Below are 20,486 nucleotides of genomic sequence, written 5' to 3' on the forward strand. Positions count from 1 at the left end.
GGCATCTACCGGGGCAACCGGAGGGATCCGACCCCGGGATCAATCCTCGGCTTCAGCGTCGCCGTTCCAGCCACCACAGCAGCGATGCGCACAACACGAACGCCAGCCACCACGGCCAGCGTAGGCCTGACACGGGTTGCATCACTGACGCGTCTGCCGGCGTGCTGGCAGCCAGTGCACGTGTGGTCGCATCGATCATCGCCTGCCGATGCAGCGTCGGTGCATCCTTCGGGTCGAACACATAGCGCCAGACAACGCTGCCGCCATGCTGCAGGCGCTGCCAGCCCGGTTCGCGGGGCCACCAGCCAGCGCAGCGCAGCGCCGACGTCGCGCCATCGACGATCAGGGGTACATCGTCGCCACGCTTGTTGAAGACATGCAGCGGCGCCTGCACACCGCACAGCGCCTGTCGTTCGCCTGCCCAGCCGATCGGTTGCGGTGACCACAGCGCATCAGCGCTGCCCTGTGCACGTGCCAGCGTGGCCACCACGCCGCTCCACAGTTCGCCGTGGCGGTCGTCGCGCCCGGCCAGTACCCAGCGCCAGCTGTCGGTCAGCGGCAGCAGGCCGATGCGGCCCTTGCCGGCAGCGCGCCAGCCACCGACAGCCTTGCCCGTGCCATCCTGCAGCAGGGCGGTGCTGCCCGGTGCCTGCAGCGCGAGTGCTTCCAGCGCAGGCAGGGGAGCATTGTGCGAGCTGCGGTCAGCCTCTTCGCCGTAGCCGGTCGGCAGCGTACCCGCGGCGAGCGGGCCACGCCGTGCAGCGAGGACCGCGCTGTCGCCGTCGCCGGGAAGTTCGAGGGCGTGGCTGCTGCCATCGCCTTGCACCGGTAGACCAATATCCTGCAGGCGCTGGCGCGCGCTGGCCGAAGGTGCGCCCGCACTGCGTACCAGCACGCCCAGTCCCTCGCGCAACGCCTGGCGCATGGCAGCCAGCTGGCCGGCACTCAATGCGGCCAGGCTGCGCTCGTCCAGCAGCAGCAGATCGCTGCGCGCGAGTGACGCCGCATCCAGCGCGACCGCGCCATCTCCCACGCTGACACCCGCCCCGGTATCGGCCTGCACCTGCACGCGGATGCCGGCATCGGCCGCCCAACGCCGCAGGTACTTCAGCTCTGGACCCGGCGCACTGGCGCGCACCAGCAGGTGCAGCGGTGCGGCCGGCAGGGTCTGCTGCGGTACCGGTACGCTGTCCACCACATGGCCGTCGGCATCGAGCAGGCGCAGCTGGAACACGCTGCGGCCCTCGGCGCGGGCGATGCCGCTGAGCTTCACGCGCCCGTCCTCGGCAACGTCCGTGCGATCAACCACGCTGTCGGCGGGGTCAAGCAGCTCTGCTTTCGCTTTGGCCGCGCCACGCGCCTGTGCCTGGACGTCAAAACGAGCACCGGGAGCGACATCGGCCGGTGGTTGCAGCGCGATCCAGCCGCGCGGCTCCGGTGCGGCCTGCCAACGTACATCCGGCGGCAACACCGCGTCGCGATCACGTGCGGCGAGGCCCGCACCGACCAGTGTCAGTGTGGACGCCGGATGCTGGCGCAGCGCGGTGGCCAGGTCGGGAACGCGCTGTGCGCCGGAAATATCGGCAGCTTCGGGCAAAAGCAACAGCGGGCCTTCGCTGGCCGGGAGCGCGCCGGCCTTGCCGGCATCGGTTCCGAGGACCACCAGCCCGCCTGCGGGTTGCTGGCGGGTGGGCGGCACCAGGCAGAAATACAGCAGCGCGGCGACGATGATCTGCAGTGCGATCACGATCCACCGGCGGCCAGGGTGGGCGGTGTTTCCACGCAGCTGGCGCACGCTGGCGATGACCACGATCAGGGCAAGTGCCAGTGCAATCCACAGGTCCACAGCGGAGGCGTTCATGGCTGCGCCTCCAGCGCATCAAGGTACCGCTGCCCCATCGCATCGGCGGCACTGCGCCGCATCGCCTGCGGCAGCGGACGCTGCAGCGCCCGCCACAACTGTGCACGCAGGCGCTGGCGACAGTCTTGGCAACCGGGCTCGATGCGCAGCTGCTCGATGGCCGCAGCCAGATCGAGTGCATCGGGCAGGTAGGCCGCGTTGCGCTGCTGCCAAGTCGCGAGCGCATCCAGATCCGGCGCGCCGGTGTCGTCGCCGAGACGCTGCCAGGCTTCGACGATGGCCGGATCGGGCGGGGTGCGGGCGGCCAGCGGCAGTTCCCGACTGGCCAGTCCAGCGCGATCACCGCCGAGGCGGCGGCCTTCATCGATCGGTGGCAGTTCCGGCCCGACCCGGGCCAGATAGATGCGCTCGGCCTGCTGCACCTGCTTGATGAAGCCCAATGCCTTGTAGGCGAAGGGCAATGCCTGCTCCGGTCGGCCCTGGCGCAGCTCGCCTTCGGCCGACCACATCTGGTCAAGCGCCGCCTTCAGCGTGGCACGGGTCTGCGGATCGAGCAGAGTGGCCGCCTCGGCGTGGTCATGGGTGTGTCCGTACTCGGAGAGCACGTCGGTGGCGCTGCCGAACACCGGCGGCGTATCGGCATTGGCCGGCTTGCCGCCGTGGTCGTGGCCATGCGCGTCGTGCGCTCCGGCCTCGGCGCCATGGTCGTGATCGTCGTCGTGATCGTGGTCGTCTGCGGCGGGCGTATCGCTGGTGGGCAGGTCGCTGGTCGGCGGTGGCTTCGGCGCACCTTCGCTTTCCTCACCCAGGAACTGGCCGTAGCGCAGGCGCAGGATGCGCTGGTCGATACCGATCGCATCGCTGCGCTTCACGAAGTCCTCGGCGGCCAGGCTGCGTCGTTGCCGGATCAGCGCTTCGGCATCGATGATGATCTGCCGCTGGCTGCGGAAGTAGGCAGGCAGGGTCTTCTTGATGCGGCCTTCCAGCTCTGCACCGAGTGCGACTTCGGCGCTGGGCAGGCGCAGGATCACGCTGCTGCTGCGTCCGGTCTGCGGCGTGGGCGCATGGTTGTCGCGCACTTCCAGCTGGGCGATGACATCGTTGCCGGGCTGTGCGCCCAGCGCAGCCAGATCAAGGGTATGGGCGAAACGCCGCGCGGTGGCTTCGCCGCTGCCGGCAAGCGTGACGCTGCGCTTCACGAAGGTGATGTTCTCACCGCTGCCCTGGGTGGTGGTGATCGACAGCGTTGCCTGCGCCGCGACACCGTAATCGTCGCTGGCCTCGAAGCGCAGCGCCCATTGCCGTTGCCCGGGCGTGCCCAGCACCAGGCTGGCGGCCGGCTCCAGCACGCGCACGCTGGGCGCGCGGTCGGCCACAACATCCAGCCGGTACAGGCGGGTTTCGGCCAGCGCCGGTTCGCTCACCACGCGGTACAGCACCGGCGTGCGCGCCACATCCTGTGCCTGCCACTGCCCATCGCGCTCGCTCAGCGGCAGCCGTCGACCATCGTGGAACTGCAGCCATGCCTTGGCCGGTGCGTGGTCGAAGCGCAACGACCACGACAGCTGGCTGTCGGCGGCGACCTTTGCATCCAGCGTGCTCTGCGTCAGCGTGGCTTGCCCGGTGTAAGCCGGTGCGTCGATGCGCAGGCGACTGGACTGCAGTTGCAGCGGGCCTGCGGACGCCGTGCTGCCTGGCGCCGACGTGCGAGCAGGCGCGGAACCGGGATTCGAACGCGGCCAGCCGAGTGCCAGCGCAACGATGGCCAGGCCTGCGATCCAGCACAGCGCCAATGCCCCACGCGGCCAGCGCGGACGCAGTTCCGGCATCGCGCGTTCCAGCGTGGCCAGCACGCGCGCGCGCTGGCGCTGCTGCAGCGGATTGAGGGTGAGCGTATCGGCGAACAGCAGATCGGCACTGTCCTCGCTGGTACCGCCGGCATCGAGCTGGCGCTGCACCCACTGCGGGTCCAGCTGGCGGGAACGTGCCGTGGCGAGCGCTGCGCAGGCGAGCAGGCTGACCGTGCCGACCACGCAGGCGATATCGAAGCCCGCCAGGCGCAGCGCCAGCGTCGTCGCGGCCAGCGCCCACGGCAGGCCCAGCAGCAGGGTAATGAGTGCACGGCGACGGCGTGCGCGTTGCCAGGCGTGCTGCAGAGTGTTCATGTGGCCACCCTGCGCCGGCGACTGCTGGCCATCCAGCGCTCCAGCGCGAACAGCAGCACGATGGTCAGCAGCAACCAGGCGGTTGGCTCCCGCACCGGCGGTGTTGCCGCAGGCAACGCAGACCGATAGGGCGCCTGGTCCCTTGCATCGCCGAGGCGCGGCGAAGGGGGCGCTTGCAGCGCCAGCAGCAGGGCACGCGGCAACTGCGGATCGCGCAGCGCAGCGTTGCCTGAGGCGTCCCAGTCACCGGGCAGAGACAGCAGGACACCGTGGCCGATGCGTTGCTGCCACAGCAGCGGGGTGCCCTCGGTGTTGCGCAGCAGGATGCTGGCGCTGGCAGCAGGCTTGCCGGCAGTCATAGTCATGACACGACCGCCGTCGCGCAGCCACGCCTGCCAGTTCGCCGGCAGTGCATCGTTGCGGCTCCATACGCCGATCTCGCCGCGTTCGGGCAGGGTATCCGCCACCAGAGGAGCGAGCGGCGCCTGCACGCCCCACGCGCGCTGCAGTGCATTCAACCAGTGCTGGGCAGCGGCCGAAGCATCGCTGTGCACGCGCAGGCGCGGCGACGTTGCGGCACGCGGTTGCGCAGTGACCGGCATCGGCTGCGGGCGCCACTGCACCTCGCGCGACAGCTGCAGGCGTGCGCCGTCCAGGCCGGGCAGGGGATCGGGAACGTGCACGGTCAATGCGGTGCCAACGGGCAGCTGCGCGTCCAGTTCGCGCAGCAGGCTGGGCAGGGATGCACTGGCTGCAGGTGGCGCCTGATCAATGGCCGGGAAGCCGGGCGCCAGCCAGTGCCAGTTGCGATCCGCAGCGGTACCGCGCAGTGCGGCGGCATCCAGTCCCGGGGCCACCACCGTCCATGCACTGGAGGCCGGCACGGGCCCGGTCAACGCAGGCCGTGCCAGCAGCAAAGCCAGCGCGGCAAGCAACAGCAGGCGCACCAGCAGCAATGGCCAGTCATCGAAGCGGATGCGCTGGCGTGGCCGGATCTGTGCGCGCAGCCAGCGCAGCGCGGCGAAATCCAGCGGTGTGTACGGATGGCGGCGGGCGAGGTGGATCAACAACGGCAACAGCCCTGCGGCGAGCGCGGCCAGGCCCAACGGGAACAGCAGGATCATGCACCGCCCCCACGCCCGAACAGCGCCTGCAGTGGTTGATCCAGCGGCTGGTCGAGCCAGCCGGTGGCACTGGCGATGCCACTGGCCTGCAGGCGCGACTGCAATGCGTTGCGTGCGCCAGCGAAGCGCTGCAGGTAGTCGCTGCGGATCGCCGCGCCATCGCCCAGCAGTTCCTCGCCGGTCTCCGGATCGCGGAAGCGATGGCCGGCGTCGAACGGGAAGTCGCGTTCGTCGGCAGTCAGGATCTGCAGCAGGGCCACTTCGCGGCGCGCGCTGGCCAGTTGTTCCAGCAGCACGATGCCGGCCTCGTCGAAGCCATCACCGATCGCCAGCAGCAGGTCGCCCGGACGCACGCGCTCCCACAGCGGGCGCAGGCGATCGGCCGCAGGCCAGCCGCCGCGTGCCTGCAGGGCATGCAGTTGCAGATGCACGCGGTCACGCTGGCGTGCGCCGTTCGCTGCGGGTACCAGCTGCAGGCCATCGCCATTGATCGCCAGCAGGCCGAAACGGTCGCCCTGCTGCAGGGCCAGCTCCACCACGCACGCGGCCACGCCGCGCATGTGGTCCAGGCGCGTGCGCTGCGGTGCCGCGCGATCGGCCTGGCCGGCCGAGGCGGTGGCATCGAGCAGCAGCCAGACCGTGATCGGGCTTTCGCGTTCGGATTCGCGCACGAAGAAGCGGTCCGAGCGTGCATACAGCTTCCAGTCGATCTGGCGCAGCTCGTCTCCCGGTTCGTAGGCCCGGTACTGGGCGAATTCGAGGCCCGCACCGCGGCTGCGGCTGGCGTGCTGGCCGATGCCGCTTGCGCCGCTCGCCAGGCGCGGCCGCAACCGCAGCAGGCGCAGGCGCGCACGCAGTTCCGGTGGCAACGTCAGCGGGGCACCTGCGTTCACGCGTGGCTCAACCCGGGAACGGCACGGCCTGCAGCAGGGCGGCGACCACGTCGTCGGCACGCTTCTGCTCGGCCTCGGCGGCGAACGACAGCAGCAGGCGATGACGCATCACCGGCGCGGCCAAGGCCTGCACATCCTCACGGGTGGCGGCGAAGCGGCCCTGCAGCAATGCGCGTGCTTTCGCCGCCAGCACCAGCGATTGCCCGGCGCGTGGGCCAGCGCCCCATTTCACCCATTGGTTGATTGCTGCCGGTGCGCCCTCGCCGGGACGGCTGGCGCGCACCAGGCGGGTGATCCAGGCCAGCACATCGGGGCTGACATGCACCTGGCGCACCGCGGCCTGCAGGGCAATCACCGCTTCGGCATCCATCACCTTCGGCACCGCGTCGGTGGCACCGCCAGTGGTCTGTTCCAGGATCTGCCGCTCTTCGTCCTCGCTCGGGTAATCCACCAGCACGTGCAGCAGGAAACGATCCAGCTGTGCTTCCGGCAGCGGGTAGGTGCCGGCCTGCTCGATCGGGTTCTGCGTGGCCAGCACGAAGAACGGTGCAGGCAGTGCATACGTGGTGCCTGCGTAGCTGACGGTACGCTCCTGCATCGCTTCCAGCAGCGCGGCCTGGGTCTTGGGCGGGGTACGGTTGAGTTCGTCGGCCAGCAGCAGGTTGGTGAAGATCGGGCCCTGCTGGAAGCGGAAATGGCGATGGCCGGTGCCGTGATCTTCCTCCAGCAACTCCGTACCGAGGATGTCGCTGGGCATCAGGTCGGGGGTGAACTGCACGCGCCGGAACTGCAGTTCCAGCGCCTGCCCGAGCGAGCGCACCAGCAGGGTCTTGCCCAGTCCCGGGGCGCCTTCCAGCAGGCAGTGGCCGCCGGCCAGCAGGCCGATCAGCAGCTGCTCGACCACGGTGTTCTGGCCAACCACCGCGCGTGCGAGCGCAGCGCGCAGATCGTGCAGGCGCGGCAGCAGGGAGTCGAGGTCAGCGGTGGTCATGGGCGTGCAGGTCCTATCAATTGTTCAACGCGTACATCACGATGTTGACGCCGAAGCGGGTGTTGTCTTCGGCCAGGAAACGCTTGTTGCGCCAGTCGTAGTCCCACTCGCAGCCGTAGTCCTTGTTGCTGTAGAGCAGGCCCAGGCGGCCGTCGACCTCGATGCCCTTCAGGTAGTCGTGCACCAGGTCGTCGCCCCAGCCGTTGAGCTCGAAGCTGGTGGCCGGTGGCCCATCGGGGAAGCGGAAGAAGCTGCGGTACAGCGCGTGGCTGTTGGGCAGCTTCTGCAATGCCTTCGGTCCAAACAGGCGACCCATCTGCGCCTCGAACGAGGTGGCGAACAGGCCGTCGATATCATGGTTGCAGTCGTCGACGAAGACGAAGCCGCCATTGCGCACGTAGCGCACGAAGTTCTGCCGCTCGGCGGCGTTGAACTCCACCAGTGTGTGCCCGGCCAGGTAGCAGAACGGCGCTTCCAGCATGCGCGGGTCGGCCAGCGCCACCACGTGTTCCTGCGGATCCACGCGCAGCGAGGTGTAGTCAATCAGCGAGGTGATCAGGTTGGACGGCATGCGCGCGTCCACATCCCAATCGCCGGAGTCGTACTGCAGGCGGGTGAACCAGAAGTCGTAGCGCGAACTGCGCGGGCCTGACTGCGCCAAGGCCGGCAGCACCGCCGCCGAAGCGGCAGCGGCCAACCAGCGCAGGCAGGCCCGGCGATCCATCAGACCGCGTCGGACAGCGAGGTGAAGGTGAAATCGCGCAGCTTCATCGGCGGGATCATCATCACGTAGCTGGATTCATCACCGGCCACGCGCACCGGCTTGCCCAGCTCTTCGATGTTGTTGAGCATGATCACCGGCGATTCGTTGAAGCGGAAGTTCTTCACCGGGTGCTTGATCTGGCCGTTCTCGATGTAGAAGGTGCCGTCGCGGGTCAGGCCGGTCAGCAGCACGGTCTGCGGATCAACCATGCGGATGTACCAGGTACGGGTGACCAGGATGCCCTTCTGGGTACCGCGCACCAGCTCGGCGGTGCTCTTGTCGCCACCGCTCATCAGCAGGTTGCCCGGCGTGGCCTTGGCGGTCTTGCCCTGCTTCTGCGCCCAGAAGCGCGAGTAGTCGAGGTTGGCGATCCTGCCGTTCTCGATGATCGCCATGCGTTCGCGCGGCATGCCTTCGCCGTCCCACGGCAGCACCGGTGCATCCGGATGCCAGGGGTCGGCAATCATGGTCACGCGCGGGTCGTAGACCTGCTCGCCCAGCTTGTTGCCGCCGCCCTTCTTCGACAGGAAGCTGCGTCCTTCATCGGCCGAGCGTGCGCTGAAGAAGTTCATCATGAAGCTGATCAGGCCGGCGGCCGCGGCGGGCTCCAGGATGACCGTGTACTTGCCCGGCTCCAGCGCCTTGGCTTCGGCCGATTCGGTGGCCTTGCGCATGGCGATGCGGATGTCCTGGTCGGCCTTGAAGTCGGCCGCATCCTTCAGGTTGCGGCCGACCCAGCCCGAACCGCGGCCATCTTCGGTACGCACGGTGCAGGTGTAATCGAAGTTGGTGGTGCGCTGGTAGGCGAAGTTGCCGTTGCTGTTGGCGGTGGCCTGGAAGCCCTGGCCGTCTTCGAGGAAGCCGGCGGCGATCAGGCCGTGGCCACGGCACGGGGCGATCGAATCGGCGGCGACCTTGGCGCGGAACGCCGGATCGATCGCTGCAGTGGATTCGCTGAAGGTCGGGCTGGCGCGATAGCTCTGCTTGCCGATGGCCGGCATGAACTCCGGGTTCTCCGGCGCCAGGCGCGCCAGGTCTTCGGCACGGCGCACCACGCGTTCCAGCGCGGCGTCGTCGAACTCGTTGATCGAGGCCGTGCCGACGCGCTTGCCGAAGGCGACGGTGACCGCCAGCTCGGTGTTGTCGACGATGCCACTGGTGGAGACGTTGTTCAGCGCGAAACGGATGTTGCCGCTGATCGCGCCGGCCAGCACGGCGGTGCATTCGTCGGCCTTGGACAGGGCGATGACCTTGTCGAGGATGGCCTTGGCCTGGGCTTCGGTGAAGATACTCATGGTGTAAGGGCTCCTGACCGATCAGCCGAGGCTGCGTGCGGTGTTGATGACGTTGATGCCGTTGAAGCGCGCAGTCGACGAACCGTGCGAGACCGCCGAAACCTGGCCCGGCTGGCCCTTGCCGTCGAAGAACGAACCGCCCAGGCGGTAGTCGCGCTCGTCGGCCACGGCGGTGCAGGCGTTCCAGAACTCCGGTGTGCGGATCTGGTAGGCCACGTCTTCCAGCATGCGGGTGATCTGGCCGTTCTTGATCTCGTAGAACAGCTGGCCGCCGAACTGCGCGTTGTAGCGCTGCTGGTCGATCGAGAACGAACCATCACCGATGATGTAGATGCCGTTCTCCACGTCCTTGATCAGGTCCGGCACGCTCAGCGGCTTCTTGCCCGGTGCCATCGACACGTTGGCCATGCGCTGGAACTGCACGCTGGACCACGAGTCGGCGTAGCAGCAGCCGTCGGACTCGGTCTTGCCGAGGATGTGGGCCTGGTCGCGGATGGTCTGGTAATCCACCAGTTTGCCGTTGCTGATCAGGTCCCAGCGCTTGCACTTCACGCCTTCATCGTCGTACGCCACCGCACCGAGGCTGCCCGGCTGGGTCTTGTCGGCGAAGATGTTGACCAGTTCGCTGCCGTACTGGAAATGCTGTTCGCGCTTGTCCAGGGTGGCGAAGCTGGTGCCGGCGTAGTTGGCTTCGTAGCCGAGCACGCGGTCCAGCTCCAGCGGGTGGCCGATCGACTCATGGATGGTCAGCCAGGTGTGCGACGGGTCGAGCACCAGATCGTACTTGCCCGGCTTAACGGACGGGGCCTTCAGCTTCTCCTGCGCCTGCTTGGCGGCGGCGATGGCATCTTCCTTCATGTTGTAGGAAGAGCTGTAGTTGACCACGCCATTCGGGCTGACCACCTTGCCGGCAGCCGCGCCGTCCAGATACTCGTAGCCCAGGCCCATCGGCGAGGACAGGCCTTCGCGGGTACGGAACTTGCCGCTGGACTTGTCGATGGCGGTGATCGTCATCGGTGCCCAGATGCGGTGCACGTCCTGGTCGATATAGGAACCATCGGTGGAGGCGAAGTACTTCTGCTCGTTGACCAGGAACAGCATCGAGTTGACGAAGCTGGCACCGGCGCCCATCGCCGCAGCGTTGACGTCCAGCAGCAGGCCGACCTTGTCCTTGATCGGCACTTCCATCGCATTCTTGCGGATAGGCGTGCGCCAGCTCACCTCACCCACGCCCGGCGCCTTGGCCAGCTGTACCGGTGCGGTCTGCACGCCGGCATTGGCCTTGGCGATTGCTGCGGCCTGCTGCGCGGCCTTGGCTACATCGGCCGTACCCAGCGCATTGGTGGCGGCGAAGCCCCACGCACCGTTGACGATCACGCGGATGCCAACACCGGTGGACTCGGTGTTCACCACGTTCTGCACCTTGTCCTCGCGGGTGATCACGAACTGCCGCAGGTAGCGGCCGATGCGCACGTCGCAGTAGGTGGCACCGGCCTGGCGGGCAGCGGCCAGTGCTGCATCGGCCAGGCGCTTCTTCAGCCCCAGGTCCAGCGTGCTCTGCAGTTGCTCGGCGGCAATCGCCTTGCCGAAGAAGGAGGGCACGATCAGCCCGCCCGCGGTAAGCCCGGTCAGGGCCAGGAAGTCACGTCTTTGCAAGGCTGCTCTCCATGTCGAAGGATGGGTGGCTCAAGCGCCGAGACTGCGCGCGGTGTTGATGATGTTGATGCCGTTGAAGCGGGTGGTGGACGAACCGTGCGAGACCGCCGAGACCTGGCCGGGCTGGCCCTTGCCGTCGAAGAACGAACCACCCAGGCGGAAGTCACGCTCGTCGCAGATGGCAGTGCACGCGTTCCAGAACTCCGGCGTGCGGATCTGGTAGGCCGCATCCTCGACCATGCCGGCGATCTTTCCGTCCTTGATCTGGTAGTACAGTTGGCCGCCGAACTGCGCGTTGTAGCGCTGCTGGTCGATCGAGTACGACCCGCGGCCGTGGATGTAGATGCCGTTCTCCACGTCCTTGATCATGTCCTCGACGCTGAGTGGCTTTTTGCCAGGTGCCAGTGAAACGTTGGCCATGCGCTGGAACTGCACGCTGGACCAGGAATCGGCGTAACTGCAGCCATGCGAGGCATCGCGGCCGAGGATGTGGGCCTCATCGCGGGTGGCCTGGTAATCGACCAGGATGCCGTCGCGCACCAGATCCCAGCGCTGGGTCTTCACGCCTTCGTCGTCGTAGCCGACCGCACCGAGGCTGCCCGGTTGGGTCTTGTCGGCGAAGAAGGTGACGATGTCGCTGCCCCAGCGGAAACCGGCATCGCGCTTGTCCAGCGTGGCGAAGCTGGTGCCGGCGTAGTTGGCTTCGTAGCCGAGCACGCGGTCCAGCTCCAGCGGGTGGCCAACGTTCTCGTGGATGGTCAGGAACAGGTTGGACGGGTCCAGCACCAGGTCGTACTTGCCCGGCTTCACCGACGGCGCCTTCAGCTTCTCGCGCGCGTGGCGGGCGGCGGCGATGGCGTCCTCGACCGGGTCGTAGGAATCGCGGTAGGCGGTGATGCCACCGGGCAGCTGCACCTTGCCGCGCGCATCGCCATCAAGGAACTCGTAGCCCATGCCCATCGGCGAGGACAGGCCGGCACGAGTGCGGAACCTGCCGCTGGCCTTGTCGATGGCGGTGGCAGTGAACGGCAGCCAGATGCGATGGATGTCCTGGTCGATGAACGAGCCGTCGCTGGAGGCGAAGTACTTCTGTTCATTGACCAGGAACAGGGTGGAATTGATGTAGTCGGCGCCCGCATTCAGCGCGGCGGCGTTGAGTGCCAGCAACAGCTCGACCTTGTCCTGGATCGGCACCGTCATCGCGTTCCTGCGCACTGGGGTCTGCCAGCGCACCTCGCCCACCGACGGCGTCGGTGCCAGCTGCACCGGCCGGGTCTGGATGCCGGCGTTGGCGCGGGCGATCGCTGCGGCCTGCTCGACCGCCGCGCGCACGGCAGCCTCGGTCTGCTGGTGGGTAGCGGCAAAGCCCCAGGCGCCGTTGACGATCACCCGCACGCCGACACCGGACGATTCGCGGTTGGTCACATTGCCGACCTGGTGCTCGCGGGTGATGACCGACTGGTTGAGATAGCGGCCGATGCGCACGTCGCAGTAGCTGGCCTTGGCGGTGCGTGCGGCGGCGAGCGCAACGTCCGCCAGGCGTCTGCGCTGGGCGGTATCGACCGGGGCGAGCAGCTGCTCGGCGGCGATGGCACGGGAATGCGGCAGCAGCAGGCCCGCCAGGCCCAGACCGGAAAAAGCCAGGAACTCACGTCGTTGCACAGCGTTTCTCTCTCTCGCTTGCGTGCGGTTGGCAACGGGCCGGACCGATCACGTCAACTCCTCGACTTTCGCCAGCGCGGCGCGTCCGGGCAAGTGACTGCAGTCATGGTTGGGTGGGTTTCGGCAGGGCTGCGCCCTGCACCTTCTCAATGCAACGGCCGGAGCCAAAGCAAAAGCCAGAGCGGCATTCCGTGGGTTGGTGGGGCGGTGTCGGACTGCGGGGACGCCGCAAGTACGTCCCTGTAGGCTTGGCAGCCGCATCCATGCGGCTGACACCCCGCAATCCGACACCGCCCCACCTTCGACAGGTTCACTCGGCTGTTGGTAGGTGTCGACCTTGGTCGACACGTCTGTCAGATATCGAAATGTATCCGGGGTCAGAGCCGTTCCGACAGACCGCAGAAAACTGTCGAAGGCGGGGTGGGTCCGGTTGCGGGGGCGTGAGCGCCATGGATGGCGCGACCGAGCCTCCATGGGTGAGGGCGCTTTGCTTGCGAAGCACCGCTTCGCAAGCGCCCGAACGCACAGCCGCCAGCGGCTGGGCCGGACCCCGGAGGGGGATTCACGGCGTCCCCCGCAACCGGACCCACCCCGCCATCCCCCAGGAAGCCCGCGCTGTTGCAGTTGCTTTGGCTGTTGCTGTTGCTCCGGCTCCTGCGGGTGCAGGGCTGCAAGCCCTGCAGACACCCCCTCGTGCACAATGGGGCCGACCCCGCCTGGACACCGTCCCTGATGTCGAGCAAGCCGTATTCAGAAGCCTGCGAGCGCAACCGCGAACCCATCGCCACCGCACTCGACCCGTGGATGGGCGACCGTCATCGGGTGCTGGAGATCGGCAGTGGCACCGGCCAGCACGCGGCGTTCTTCGCCGAGCGCTGGCCCTGGCTGCGCTGGCAGCCTAGCGATCATCCGGACCATCTGCCGGGCATCGAGGCCTGGCGTGCGGAGGCCGCGCTGCTCAATCTGCTGCCGCCGGTGGCACTGCAGGTGGAACTACCTCCGGCGTCGGGCCTGTCGTTGCCCGAGGGCAGCACGTTCGATGCCGCATTCAGCGCCAACACGTTGCACATCATGAGCTGGGAGCATGTGCAGGCGCTGTTCGCCGCGCTGCCATCGGTGCTGCGGCATGGTGCGCTGCTGGCGGTATACGGCCCGTTCAACTACGGCGGCCGCTACACCAGCGACAGCAACGCGCAGTTCGATGCCTGGCTTAAGGCGCGTGATCCACGCAGCGGCATCCGCGATGTGGAAGCGGTGCAGGCGCTGGCGGCGGACAACGGCTTCACCCGCCTGGGTGATGTGGCGATGCCGGCCAACAACCGGTTGCTGCTGTGGCGGCTGGGGTGATCAGGCGTCCGGCGACATGCTGGAAAGGCGTGCCGCCGCAGCGCGCAGCCCGTTGAAAATGGGTTCGGACACGTTTACGGGGAAATCACTTGGGAGCTGACGCGTGACCTGCTCGATGGCGGGTTCGACGGCTGCGATCAGCGCTTCGATCCACGGCTCCGCACCATCAGCGATACCACAGGCGCGTGCGGTTTCGTTCCAATGGCGTCGTCGCACAAGGTGCAGCTTCCGGTGGCGATTCTTGCCCTGGACGGACATGGCGAGCTGTGCATTCCGCGGGTCGAGCTGGTTTGGCCCCCTACCCAGGATGGGATGCACCGACAATACGTCGTAGACGGGTGTCAGGCGGAAGCGTCCACCGGCTTCGAGGTAAACACTGAAGTTCTTGGCATGTCCATCGGTTGCAGCCAACATCCAGAAAAGAATCTGCGTCTTGAAGAAGGTCGCCCGATCCTCGAAATGCTCGGATTGTCGAAGCAGATCCATGATGGTCACGATGCCTGGGCCGCCACCGGATTCATACTTCCTGGCAGCGGGCAGACCGAAGACCTGGCACATGTCTTCCTGCGGCAGCCGCAGCCACCACCGGCGATCCGCAGAAAGGCGGCGGTCGAATCGCTCCACAATAAGCGCGCGTTCGTCCTTGAAGCGTCCCATCTGCGTATTCGCAACGGGGATTCCAAAGGCGGAAAGCAGTTGCATGCACAGCCATTCGTTCTCGACGGATTGGTGCATGTCCGCCCGCATGTTGCCCACAATGCCAAGCGGCAGCTTGAAGATATGGGTGGATGGGGTACTGCCGGTGGGAATGCACCACTGGCCAGCATGCAGCAGAAGTCCCGTCTTCTCCTGCGCACCGGCGATGGATATGCGGAACGCATCATCACTGGTGGGTGCGCCAGGTAGATTCCCTGCCGTCACCTGACGCAGGATCGCAGCGACGCCTGATTCGTCCAACGCTTCGCACGTAATCTGCTGGATGTCCCCCGGTGTATGCGAAAGCGGCAGCAGTTGCACTGCGCCGACGCAATCCCGGCCAATGGCTTCGAGAAGATCGAATGTGTCGCTGCTGCGCGTGGAGAACCTGTCGCGGATCCGGTTGCGGATGACGGCGTTGTCGGGAAGAAGGTTGTCGAAGTAGTTGTTGACGACATTGCCCCGATGGCTCTCACCCTCCGGGAGCAGGGGCAGTGAGAGTGACAACGGCCGGGACTGGGCGGAGCTGATCCACGAGTCGACGTACGAAAGCCGGGAAGAGCCGCTCCGGACATCATCCCAGAGCGCGACCTCGACACCATTCATCCAGACCCGCAGCGTACCCATGGCTCACCACTCCAACGTTGACGTTGTCTCCGGGGGGCTTCGCTGCTGCAATCTGACTTCCAGACCCAGCACTGCCCAGACCCGCATCAGCCGTTCGAAGCTTGCCGATGCCGGGTCGCGCTCCAATGCGCCTACTGCCTGGCGGCTTATGCCGAGCTGTGCCGCCAACTGCGCCTGGCTCAGGCCCGCCTGGCGCCTGAACGCACGCATCAGCGGTGCCAGTTGTTGAGGTGTCCTCACCGTGTGCAGCGGCCTGTCCATATCGGCAGTCCCCTAGAAAGTGACCGTACGCGAACGTGTACGCAAAGGATAGGTTGCATTACGACAAGCAACCTATCTCTTTCCTTCGCTGGAGGCAACCTATCGATTGCTATCTCAATATGCAATCAATAGGTTGCTTTCGCGCCGCCAGCGGTGCTCAAGCCACCTGCACGATGTGCAGCGCCTTTGGGTTCCGCCACTGCGCCAGCAGGGCGGCTTCGCGCGCCTTGGCCTGCTCGAAATGCGCTTCCTTGACGTGGCCGAAGCCGCGGATGTGCTCGGGCACGCTGGCGATCTCCACCGCCAGCGCCAGACGGTCGTCATCCAGGCCGTCCAGCAGCAGCTGCACGGTGGCCTCGTAATCGCCGATCAGCTTGCGCTCCATGCGGCGTTCCTCGGTGCGTCCGAACACGTCGAAGCGGCCACCACGCAGGAACTTCAGCTTGGCCAGCAGGCCGAAGGCCTTGAACATCCACGGGCCGTATTCCTTCTTCAGCAACCGGCCCTGCTCGTCCTTCTTGGCGAACAGCGGCGGTGCCAGGTGGAAGCGCAGCTGGTAATCGCCCTCGAACTGCTGCTGCAGGCGGCGCTGGAAGTCGCCACTGGTATACAGGCGGGCCACTTCGTACTCGTCCTTGTAGGCCATCAGCTTGAACAGGTAACGGGCTACGGTCTCGGTCAGCGCGGTGGAACCGCCGATGCGGTCGGCTTCGGCGGCGCGCACGCGCTCGACCAGGCTGCGGTAGCGGTTGGCGTAGGCAGCGTCCTGGTACTCGACCAGGAACGCGGCGCGGCGCTCGATCATTTCATCCAGCGAGCGCGACAGGCGGGCGTCGTCCAGCGGCAGGAACGCAACATCGCCACCGTGCGAGGGCAGGCCACGCAGTTCGCGTTCGTCGCCGGTGTTGCGCGGTGCGGCGGTGGCACCCCATTCGTTGCCCTCCCACTCGCCCGGCGGCAGCGGGTGCAGCGGGCCCGGAGTGGATTCGGTATCGGTGTGGCGGTTGCGCACCAGGCCGGCGGCCTGCTGCACGGCCTGCGGGTCGACCACGGCCAGGCGGCCCCAGGCGAAGGCCTGCTGGTTCATCGCCACGGCGGCGCCGTTGAGCTCGATGGCGCGCATCAGTGAATCGAACGACAGCGGCACCAGGCCCTGCTGCCACGCATAGCCGAGAATGAACAGGTTGGCGGCGATCGCATCGCCCAGCAGCGCGGTGGCCAGCTGGGTGGCATCCAGCAGCAACGGCTCCTGGCCGCCCAGCGCCACGCGCACACCGGCCACGATGTCGGCGGCGGGGAACTGCATGTCCGGGCGGGTGGTGAAGGTACCGGGCATCGCTTCGTAGGTGTTCAGCACCACCTGCGAACGGCCGGCACGCACCTTCGACAGGGCCCAGTAGTCGTTGACCACCACCATGTCGCAGCCCACCACCAGGTCAGCCTCACCGGCGGCGATGCGCACGGCGTGGATGTCTTCGGGACGACGGGCGATGCGGATGTGCGTGGTCACCGCGCCGCCCTTCTGTGCCAGGCCGGTCTGGTCGAGCACGGTCGCACCCTTGCCTTCCAGGTGGCCGGCCATGCCCAGCAGCGCGCCGATGGTCACCACGCCGGTACCGCCGACGCCGGTGATCAGGATGTTCCAGGGCTGTTCGAGGGTGCCGCGGATGGCCGGTGCCGGCAGGTTGTCCAGCAGGGTGGAAGCATCGCGCTTGCTGCCCTTGCGCGGCTGGCCACCGTGCACGGTGACGAAGCTCGGGCAGAAACCGTTCACGCAGGAATAGTCCTTGTTGCAGTTGGACTGATCGATCTCGCGCTTGCGCCCGAACTCGGTTTCCTTCGGCAGCACCGACACGCAGAAGCTCTTCTTGCCGCAGTCGCCACAGCCTTCGCAGACCAGCGAATTGATCAGCACGCGCTTCTGCGGATCTTCCAGCTTGCCGCGCTTGCGGCGGCGGCGCTTCTCGGTGGCGCAGGTCTGTTCGTAGATCAGGATCGAAACACCCTTCACCTCGCGCAGGCGCTTCTGCACCTCATCCAGCTCGCTGCGGTCGTGGAACTCGACGTCGCTGGGGAAGTGCTCGCGCTGGCCGGTCCACTTGCCGATGTTGTCCGACAGCACCACGATGGTGTGGATGCCTTCGGCGCGCATCTGCTTTGCGATGTCGGGCACGCTCAGCGGGCCGTCCACCGGCTGGCCGCCGGTCATCGCCACCGCGTCGTTGTAGAGGATCTTGTAGGTGATGTTGACGCCGGCGGCGACCGCCTGGCGGATCGCCAGCGAGCCACTGTGGAAATAGGTGCCGTCGCCCAGATTCTGGAATACGTGCGGGGTGTCGGTGAACGGCGCCTGCCCGGCCCAGGTCACGCCTTCGCCGCCCATGTGAGTGAAGGTGTCGGTGCTGCGGTCCATCCAGGTCACCATGTAGTGGCAACCGATGCCGGCCAGCGCCCGCGAGCCTTCCGGCACCTGTGTGGAGGTGTTGTGTGGGCAGCCCGAGCAGTAGTGCGGTACGCGCGGGAAGCTGGCGCGCGGCAACGCAAGCTCGGCTTCCTTCTCCTGCATCCACTGCAGGCGCTGCTCGATCGATTCGTTGTTGAAGAACTTCTGGATGCGGCGGCCGATCACGCCGGCGATGGTGGCCGGCGTCAGCTCACCGGTGGACGGCAGGATCCATTCGCCGCTCTCGTCGTACTTGCCGACGATGGACGGGCGCTGGCCCCAGCTGGCCGGCCAGTTGAAGAACTGTTCCTTCATCTGGCGCTCGATGAAGGCACGCTTCTCCTCCACCACGATGATGTCTTCCAGGCCCTGCGCGAAGCGCGCGATGCCCTGCGGTTCCAGCGGCCAGGTCATGCCGACCTTGTACACGCGGATGCCGATGTCGGCGCACGCGACTTCATCCAGGCCCAGGTATTCCAGCGCCTGCAGCACGTCCAGATAGCTCTTGCCGGTGGTGACGATGCCCAGCCGCGCGCGCGGCGCATCCATCACCACCTTGTCGATGCCGTTGGCGCGGGCAAACGCCTGCGCCGCCTTCACCGCATAGCGGTGCAGGCGCATTTCCTGGTCCAGCGGCGGGTCCGGCCAGCGGATGTTGAGACCACCCGACGGCATCTCGAAGTCTTCCGGCAGCACGATGCGGCGCGCCATCGGGTCGACCTCGACCGAGGCCGACGATTCCACCGTCTCGGCGATCGTCTTGAAGCCGACCCAGCGGCCGGTATAGCGGCTCATCGCCCAGCCCAGCAGGCCCATGTCGAGGATGTCCTGCACGCCGGCCGGGTTCAGCACCGGCATCATCGCGCTGACGAATTCGTCCTCGCTGCCGTGCGGCAGCGTCGAGCTGCGGCAGGCATGGTCGTCGGCAGCCAGCGCCAGCACGCCGCCGTAGCGCGAGGTGCCGGCGGCATTGGCGTGCTTGAACACGTCGCCGCAGCGGTCCACGCCCGGGCCCTTGCCGTACCACATGCCGAACACGCCCTGCACGTTGGCGCCGGGGAACAGGTTGGTCTGCTGCGTGCCCCACACCATGGTGGCGCCCAGGTCCTCGTTCAGGCCCGGGGTGAACTTCACCTTGGCTGCTTCAAGGTGCTTGCGCGCGCGCCACAGCTCCAGGTCGAAGCCACCCAGCGGGCTGCCACGGTAGCCGCTGACAAAGCCGGCGCTGTCGATGCCTTCGGCGGCGTCGCGCAGCCGCTGCATCAGCGGCAGCCGCACCAGCGCCTGCACGCCACTCAGATAGATCCGCCCCTCGCTGCGGGTGTACTTGTGGTCGAGCGTGTAATCACGGTCGAGCAGGTCGGCGGACGAGGGCGAAGTGAGTTGCGCGGTACTGGTCATGGCTGGCCCGGTAGGATCGGCTGGCACCGGCCGCGTGCAGGCACGCGGCGGGAAAGGCGCGAATTGTAGCAGCGGGGCCGCGAGGCCCCGGCACTCGCGCCCGCGGCGGTGCTGGGGTTAGGATCGGGGAGAGAGAGGGAGGCTGCAGTTGCGGCCTGGGGAGAAGGGATGTCAGTTCCAGGAAAGATCCTGGCCAGCGTGCTGCTGGCCTCGGGAGTGGCCACGGCGTGGGCCGCGCCGGCCGTGCCGGCACCACAGGAGTTCTACTTCGACAACGACCTGGCGGCAACGCCGATGGTGGCGGTGCAGGGCGAGGGCGATGAGCTGGTGGCCCAGCTGGTCAAGCTGCGTGAGCGCGGCCGCCGCGCGGTGGAGGCGACGGTGCAGCTGGCATCGGTGGCCGGTGCGCAGGGCCGGGGCGAGCTGGCCGAGCAGCTGTATGGCGAGGCGATGAAAGAGGCGCCGGCACAGAGCAGCAGCGGCCGCAGCGTGCGCTGGAACTACGGTTGGGACCTGCTGCGCCAGGGCAAGCCGGAGGCGGCGCTGGAACAGTGGCTGGTATCGGCCAGCAACGCCCGTACGAAGCCCACCTGGGTGCCACCGACCTATGCGTTGGCATTGTGGCGGATGGGGCAGAAGCAGGAGGCGGTGCAGTGGTATGCGGCTGCGGTACGCACCGAGCCGACGCAGTGGAGTACCACGGCCAACTATGGGCAGCTGCTGCCGCAGTGGCGTGAGGATGAGCGCGCGTCGCTGGCCGAGGTGCAGCAGGCCTGGGCGGCCGCACCACCTGCCTGGCCCTGAGGGAAGGGGTTCGGCCGGGTTGCACCCGGCACCCGCAGAGGCAACAGCTGAAGCAACAGCAACAGCCGAAGCAACAGCGGGCTTCCTGCGGGATGGCGGGGCACTGTGGGTTTGCGGGGCCGCCGTAAACCCGTCCTGGGGGCTTGGTCGCCGCATCCATGCGGCTCACACCCCGCAAACCCACAGTGCCCCGCCTTCGACAGATTCCGGCAGCTGTTGGTAGGTGTCGACCTTGGTCGACACGGTAGGTCCACGCCATGCGTGGATGAATCTGTAACGGAATCGACTATTCGATATCTGATCGAAGAGCAGCCGAGTGTGGGCTCGGCTCTACAGGAAGCGGCCAGCCAACCGGCTTTTGCTTTTGATCTTCTTTTTTCTTTTCCGTGGCGGACGCCCCCGGAAATTGCCAGAGGACGGGCGGGGTGGGTTCGCGGGGGTGTCCGCGGCATGGATGCCGCGGCCAAGCCCCCATGGACGGGTTGACGGCGTCCCCC

14 protein-coding genes are annotated in these 20,486 nt (G+C 67.2%); 2 read left to right on the forward strand and 12 right to left on the reverse strand.

Annotation, left to right across the window (positions count from 1 at the left end; all coding sequences use genetic code 11):
- Window positions 1–52 precede the first annotated feature (52 nt).
- Genes ACZK4Z_RS00470 through ACZK4Z_RS00510 form a run of 9 tightly spaced genes read right to left on the reverse strand, consistent with a single transcriptional unit; the run spans window position 53 to window position 12,410 of the window.
- Window positions 53–1,861, reverse strand: coding sequence for a hypothetical protein (locus ACZK4Z_RS00470; RefSeq protein ID WP_125893029.1), 1,809 nt, complete (start codon window positions 1,859–1,861; stop codon window positions 53–55).
- On the reverse strand, window positions 1,858–4,026 hold the full coding sequence (locus ACZK4Z_RS00475; RefSeq protein WP_253143517.1) for a DUF4175 domain-containing protein: 2,169 nt from the start codon (window positions 4,024–4,026) through the stop codon (window positions 1,858–1,860). The genes ACZK4Z_RS00470 and ACZK4Z_RS00475 overlap by 4 nt, the downstream gene beginning before the upstream one ends.
- Window positions 4,023–5,150, reverse strand: a complete 1,128-nt coding sequence (locus ACZK4Z_RS00480; protein ID WP_253143518.1) for a BatA domain-containing protein — start codon at window positions 5,148–5,150, stop codon at window positions 4,023–4,025. Before ACZK4Z_RS00480 ends, ACZK4Z_RS00475 begins: the two co-directional genes overlap by 4 nt.
- Complete coding sequence (locus ACZK4Z_RS00485) at window positions 5,147–6,043, reverse strand: DUF58 domain-containing protein (RefSeq protein ID WP_125893035.1); 897 nt, start codon at window positions 6,041–6,043, stop codon at window positions 5,147–5,149. Before ACZK4Z_RS00485 ends, ACZK4Z_RS00480 begins: the two co-directional genes overlap by 4 nt.
- 7 nt (window positions 6,044–6,050) lie before the next feature.
- Window positions 6,051–7,034: an AAA family ATPase gene (locus tag ACZK4Z_RS00490; protein ID WP_004134018.1), complete on the reverse strand. Its 984-nt coding sequence runs from the start codon at window positions 7,032–7,034 to the stop codon at window positions 6,051–6,053.
- 16 nt (window positions 7,035–7,050) lie between these two features.
- Window positions 7,051–7,758 carry a DUF4159 domain-containing protein gene (locus ACZK4Z_RS00495; RefSeq protein ID WP_125893037.1) on the reverse strand — a complete coding sequence of 236 codons (708 nt, stop codon included), beginning with the start codon at window positions 7,756–7,758 and terminating at the stop codon, window positions 7,051–7,053.
- Window positions 7,758–9,092, reverse strand: a complete 1,335-nt coding sequence (locus ACZK4Z_RS00500; protein ID WP_053509475.1) for a TldD/PmbA family protein — start codon at window positions 9,090–9,092, stop codon at window positions 7,758–7,760. Before ACZK4Z_RS00500 ends, ACZK4Z_RS00495 begins: the two co-directional genes overlap by 1 nt.
- 21 nt (window positions 9,093–9,113) lie before the next feature.
- Window positions 9,114–10,748 (reverse strand): TldD/PmbA family protein, encoded by a 1,635-nt coding sequence (locus ACZK4Z_RS00505; protein WP_032128710.1) that lies wholly within the window; start codon window positions 10,746–10,748, stop codon window positions 9,114–9,116.
- A 30-nt stretch (window positions 10,749–10,778) separates the two neighbouring features.
- The gene (locus ACZK4Z_RS00510; protein ID WP_185749944.1) at window positions 10,779–12,410 is read right to left on the reverse strand and encodes a TldD/PmbA family protein; all 1,632 of its coding nucleotides are present in this window, start codon (window positions 12,408–12,410) and stop codon (window positions 10,779–10,781) included.
- Between the two features lie 732 nt (window positions 12,411–13,142).
- Between ACZK4Z_RS00510 and ACZK4Z_RS00515 the strand changes: the two genes are divergently transcribed.
- Window positions 13,143–13,757, forward strand: coding sequence for a DUF938 domain-containing protein (locus tag ACZK4Z_RS00515; RefSeq protein WP_125893039.1), 615 nt, complete (start codon window positions 13,143–13,145; stop codon window positions 13,755–13,757).
- On the opposite strand, the gene ACZK4Z_RS00520 is transcribed toward ACZK4Z_RS00515, so the two are convergent.
- The 3 genes from ACZK4Z_RS00520 to ACZK4Z_RS00530 form a co-directional block, all read right to left on the reverse strand.
- On the reverse strand, window positions 13,758–15,080 hold the full coding sequence (locus ACZK4Z_RS00520) for a type II toxin-antitoxin system HipA family toxin (protein ID WP_125893040.1): 1,323 nt from the start codon (window positions 15,078–15,080) through the stop codon (window positions 13,758–13,760).
- Window positions 15,081–15,083: 3 nt separating this feature from the next.
- Window positions 15,084–15,341 (reverse strand): helix-turn-helix domain-containing protein, encoded by a 258-nt coding sequence (locus ACZK4Z_RS00525; protein WP_004134030.1) that lies wholly within the window; start codon window positions 15,339–15,341, stop codon window positions 15,084–15,086.
- Window positions 15,342–15,498: 157 nt separating this feature from the next.
- Window positions 15,499–19,185 carry an indolepyruvate ferredoxin oxidoreductase family protein gene (locus ACZK4Z_RS00530; protein WP_125893042.1) on the reverse strand — a complete coding sequence of 1,229 codons (3,687 nt, stop codon included), beginning with the start codon at window positions 19,183–19,185 and terminating at the stop codon, window positions 15,499–15,501.
- 168 nt (window positions 19,186–19,353) lie between these two features.
- On the opposite strand from ACZK4Z_RS00530, the gene ACZK4Z_RS00535 reads away from it, so the two are divergent.
- The gene (locus tag ACZK4Z_RS00535; protein ID WP_032128715.1) at window positions 19,354–19,989 is read left to right on the forward strand and encodes a tetratricopeptide repeat protein; all 636 of its coding nucleotides are present in this window, start codon (window positions 19,354–19,356) and stop codon (window positions 19,987–19,989) included.
- Window positions 19,990–20,486: the final 497 nt, after the last annotated feature.

This window comes from Stenotrophomonas sp. 71799_Sma, from assembly GCF_056482505.1.

Excerpts from the sequence above, each read along its gene's own strand:
- ACZK4Z_RS00480 (WP_253143518.1), bottom strand. The coding sequence starts at position 5,150 with ATGATCCTGCTGTTCCCGTTGGGCCTGGCCGCGCTCGCCGCAGGGCTG.
- ACZK4Z_RS00535 (WP_032128715.1), top strand. The coding sequence starts at position 19,354 with ATGTCAGTTCCAGGAAAGATCCTGGCCAGCGTGCTGCTGGCCTCGGGA.
- ACZK4Z_RS00475 (WP_253143517.1), bottom strand. The coding sequence starts at position 4,026 with ATGAACACTCTGCAGCACGCCTGGCAACGCGCACGCCGTCGCCGTGCA.
- ACZK4Z_RS00500 (WP_053509475.1), bottom strand. The coding sequence starts at position 9,092 with ATGAGTATCTTCACCGAAGCCCAGGCCAAGGCCATCCTCGACAAGGTC.
- ACZK4Z_RS00520 (WP_125893040.1), bottom strand. The coding sequence starts at position 15,080 with ATGGGTACGCTGCGGGTCTGGATGAATGGTGTCGAGGTCGCGCTCTGG.
- ACZK4Z_RS00515 (WP_125893039.1), top strand. The coding sequence starts at position 13,143 with ATGTCGAGCAAGCCGTATTCAGAAGCCTGCGAGCGCAACCGCGAACCC.
- ACZK4Z_RS00530 (WP_125893042.1), bottom strand. The coding sequence starts at position 19,185 with ATGACCAGTACCGCGCAACTCACTTCGCCCTCGTCCGCCGACCTGCTC.
- ACZK4Z_RS00495 (WP_125893037.1), bottom strand. The coding sequence starts at position 7,758 with ATGGATCGCCGGGCCTGCCTGCGCTGGTTGGCCGCTGCCGCTTCGGCG.
- ACZK4Z_RS00525 (WP_004134030.1), bottom strand. The coding sequence starts at position 15,341 with ATGGACAGGCCGCTGCACACGGTGAGGACACCTCAACAACTGGCACCG.
- ACZK4Z_RS00490 (WP_004134018.1), bottom strand. The coding sequence starts at position 7,034 with ATGACCACCGCTGACCTCGACTCCCTGCTGCCGCGCCTGCACGATCTG.
- ACZK4Z_RS00470 (WP_125893029.1), bottom strand. The coding sequence starts at position 1,861 with ATGAACGCCTCCGCTGTGGACCTGTGGATTGCACTGGCACTTGCCCTG.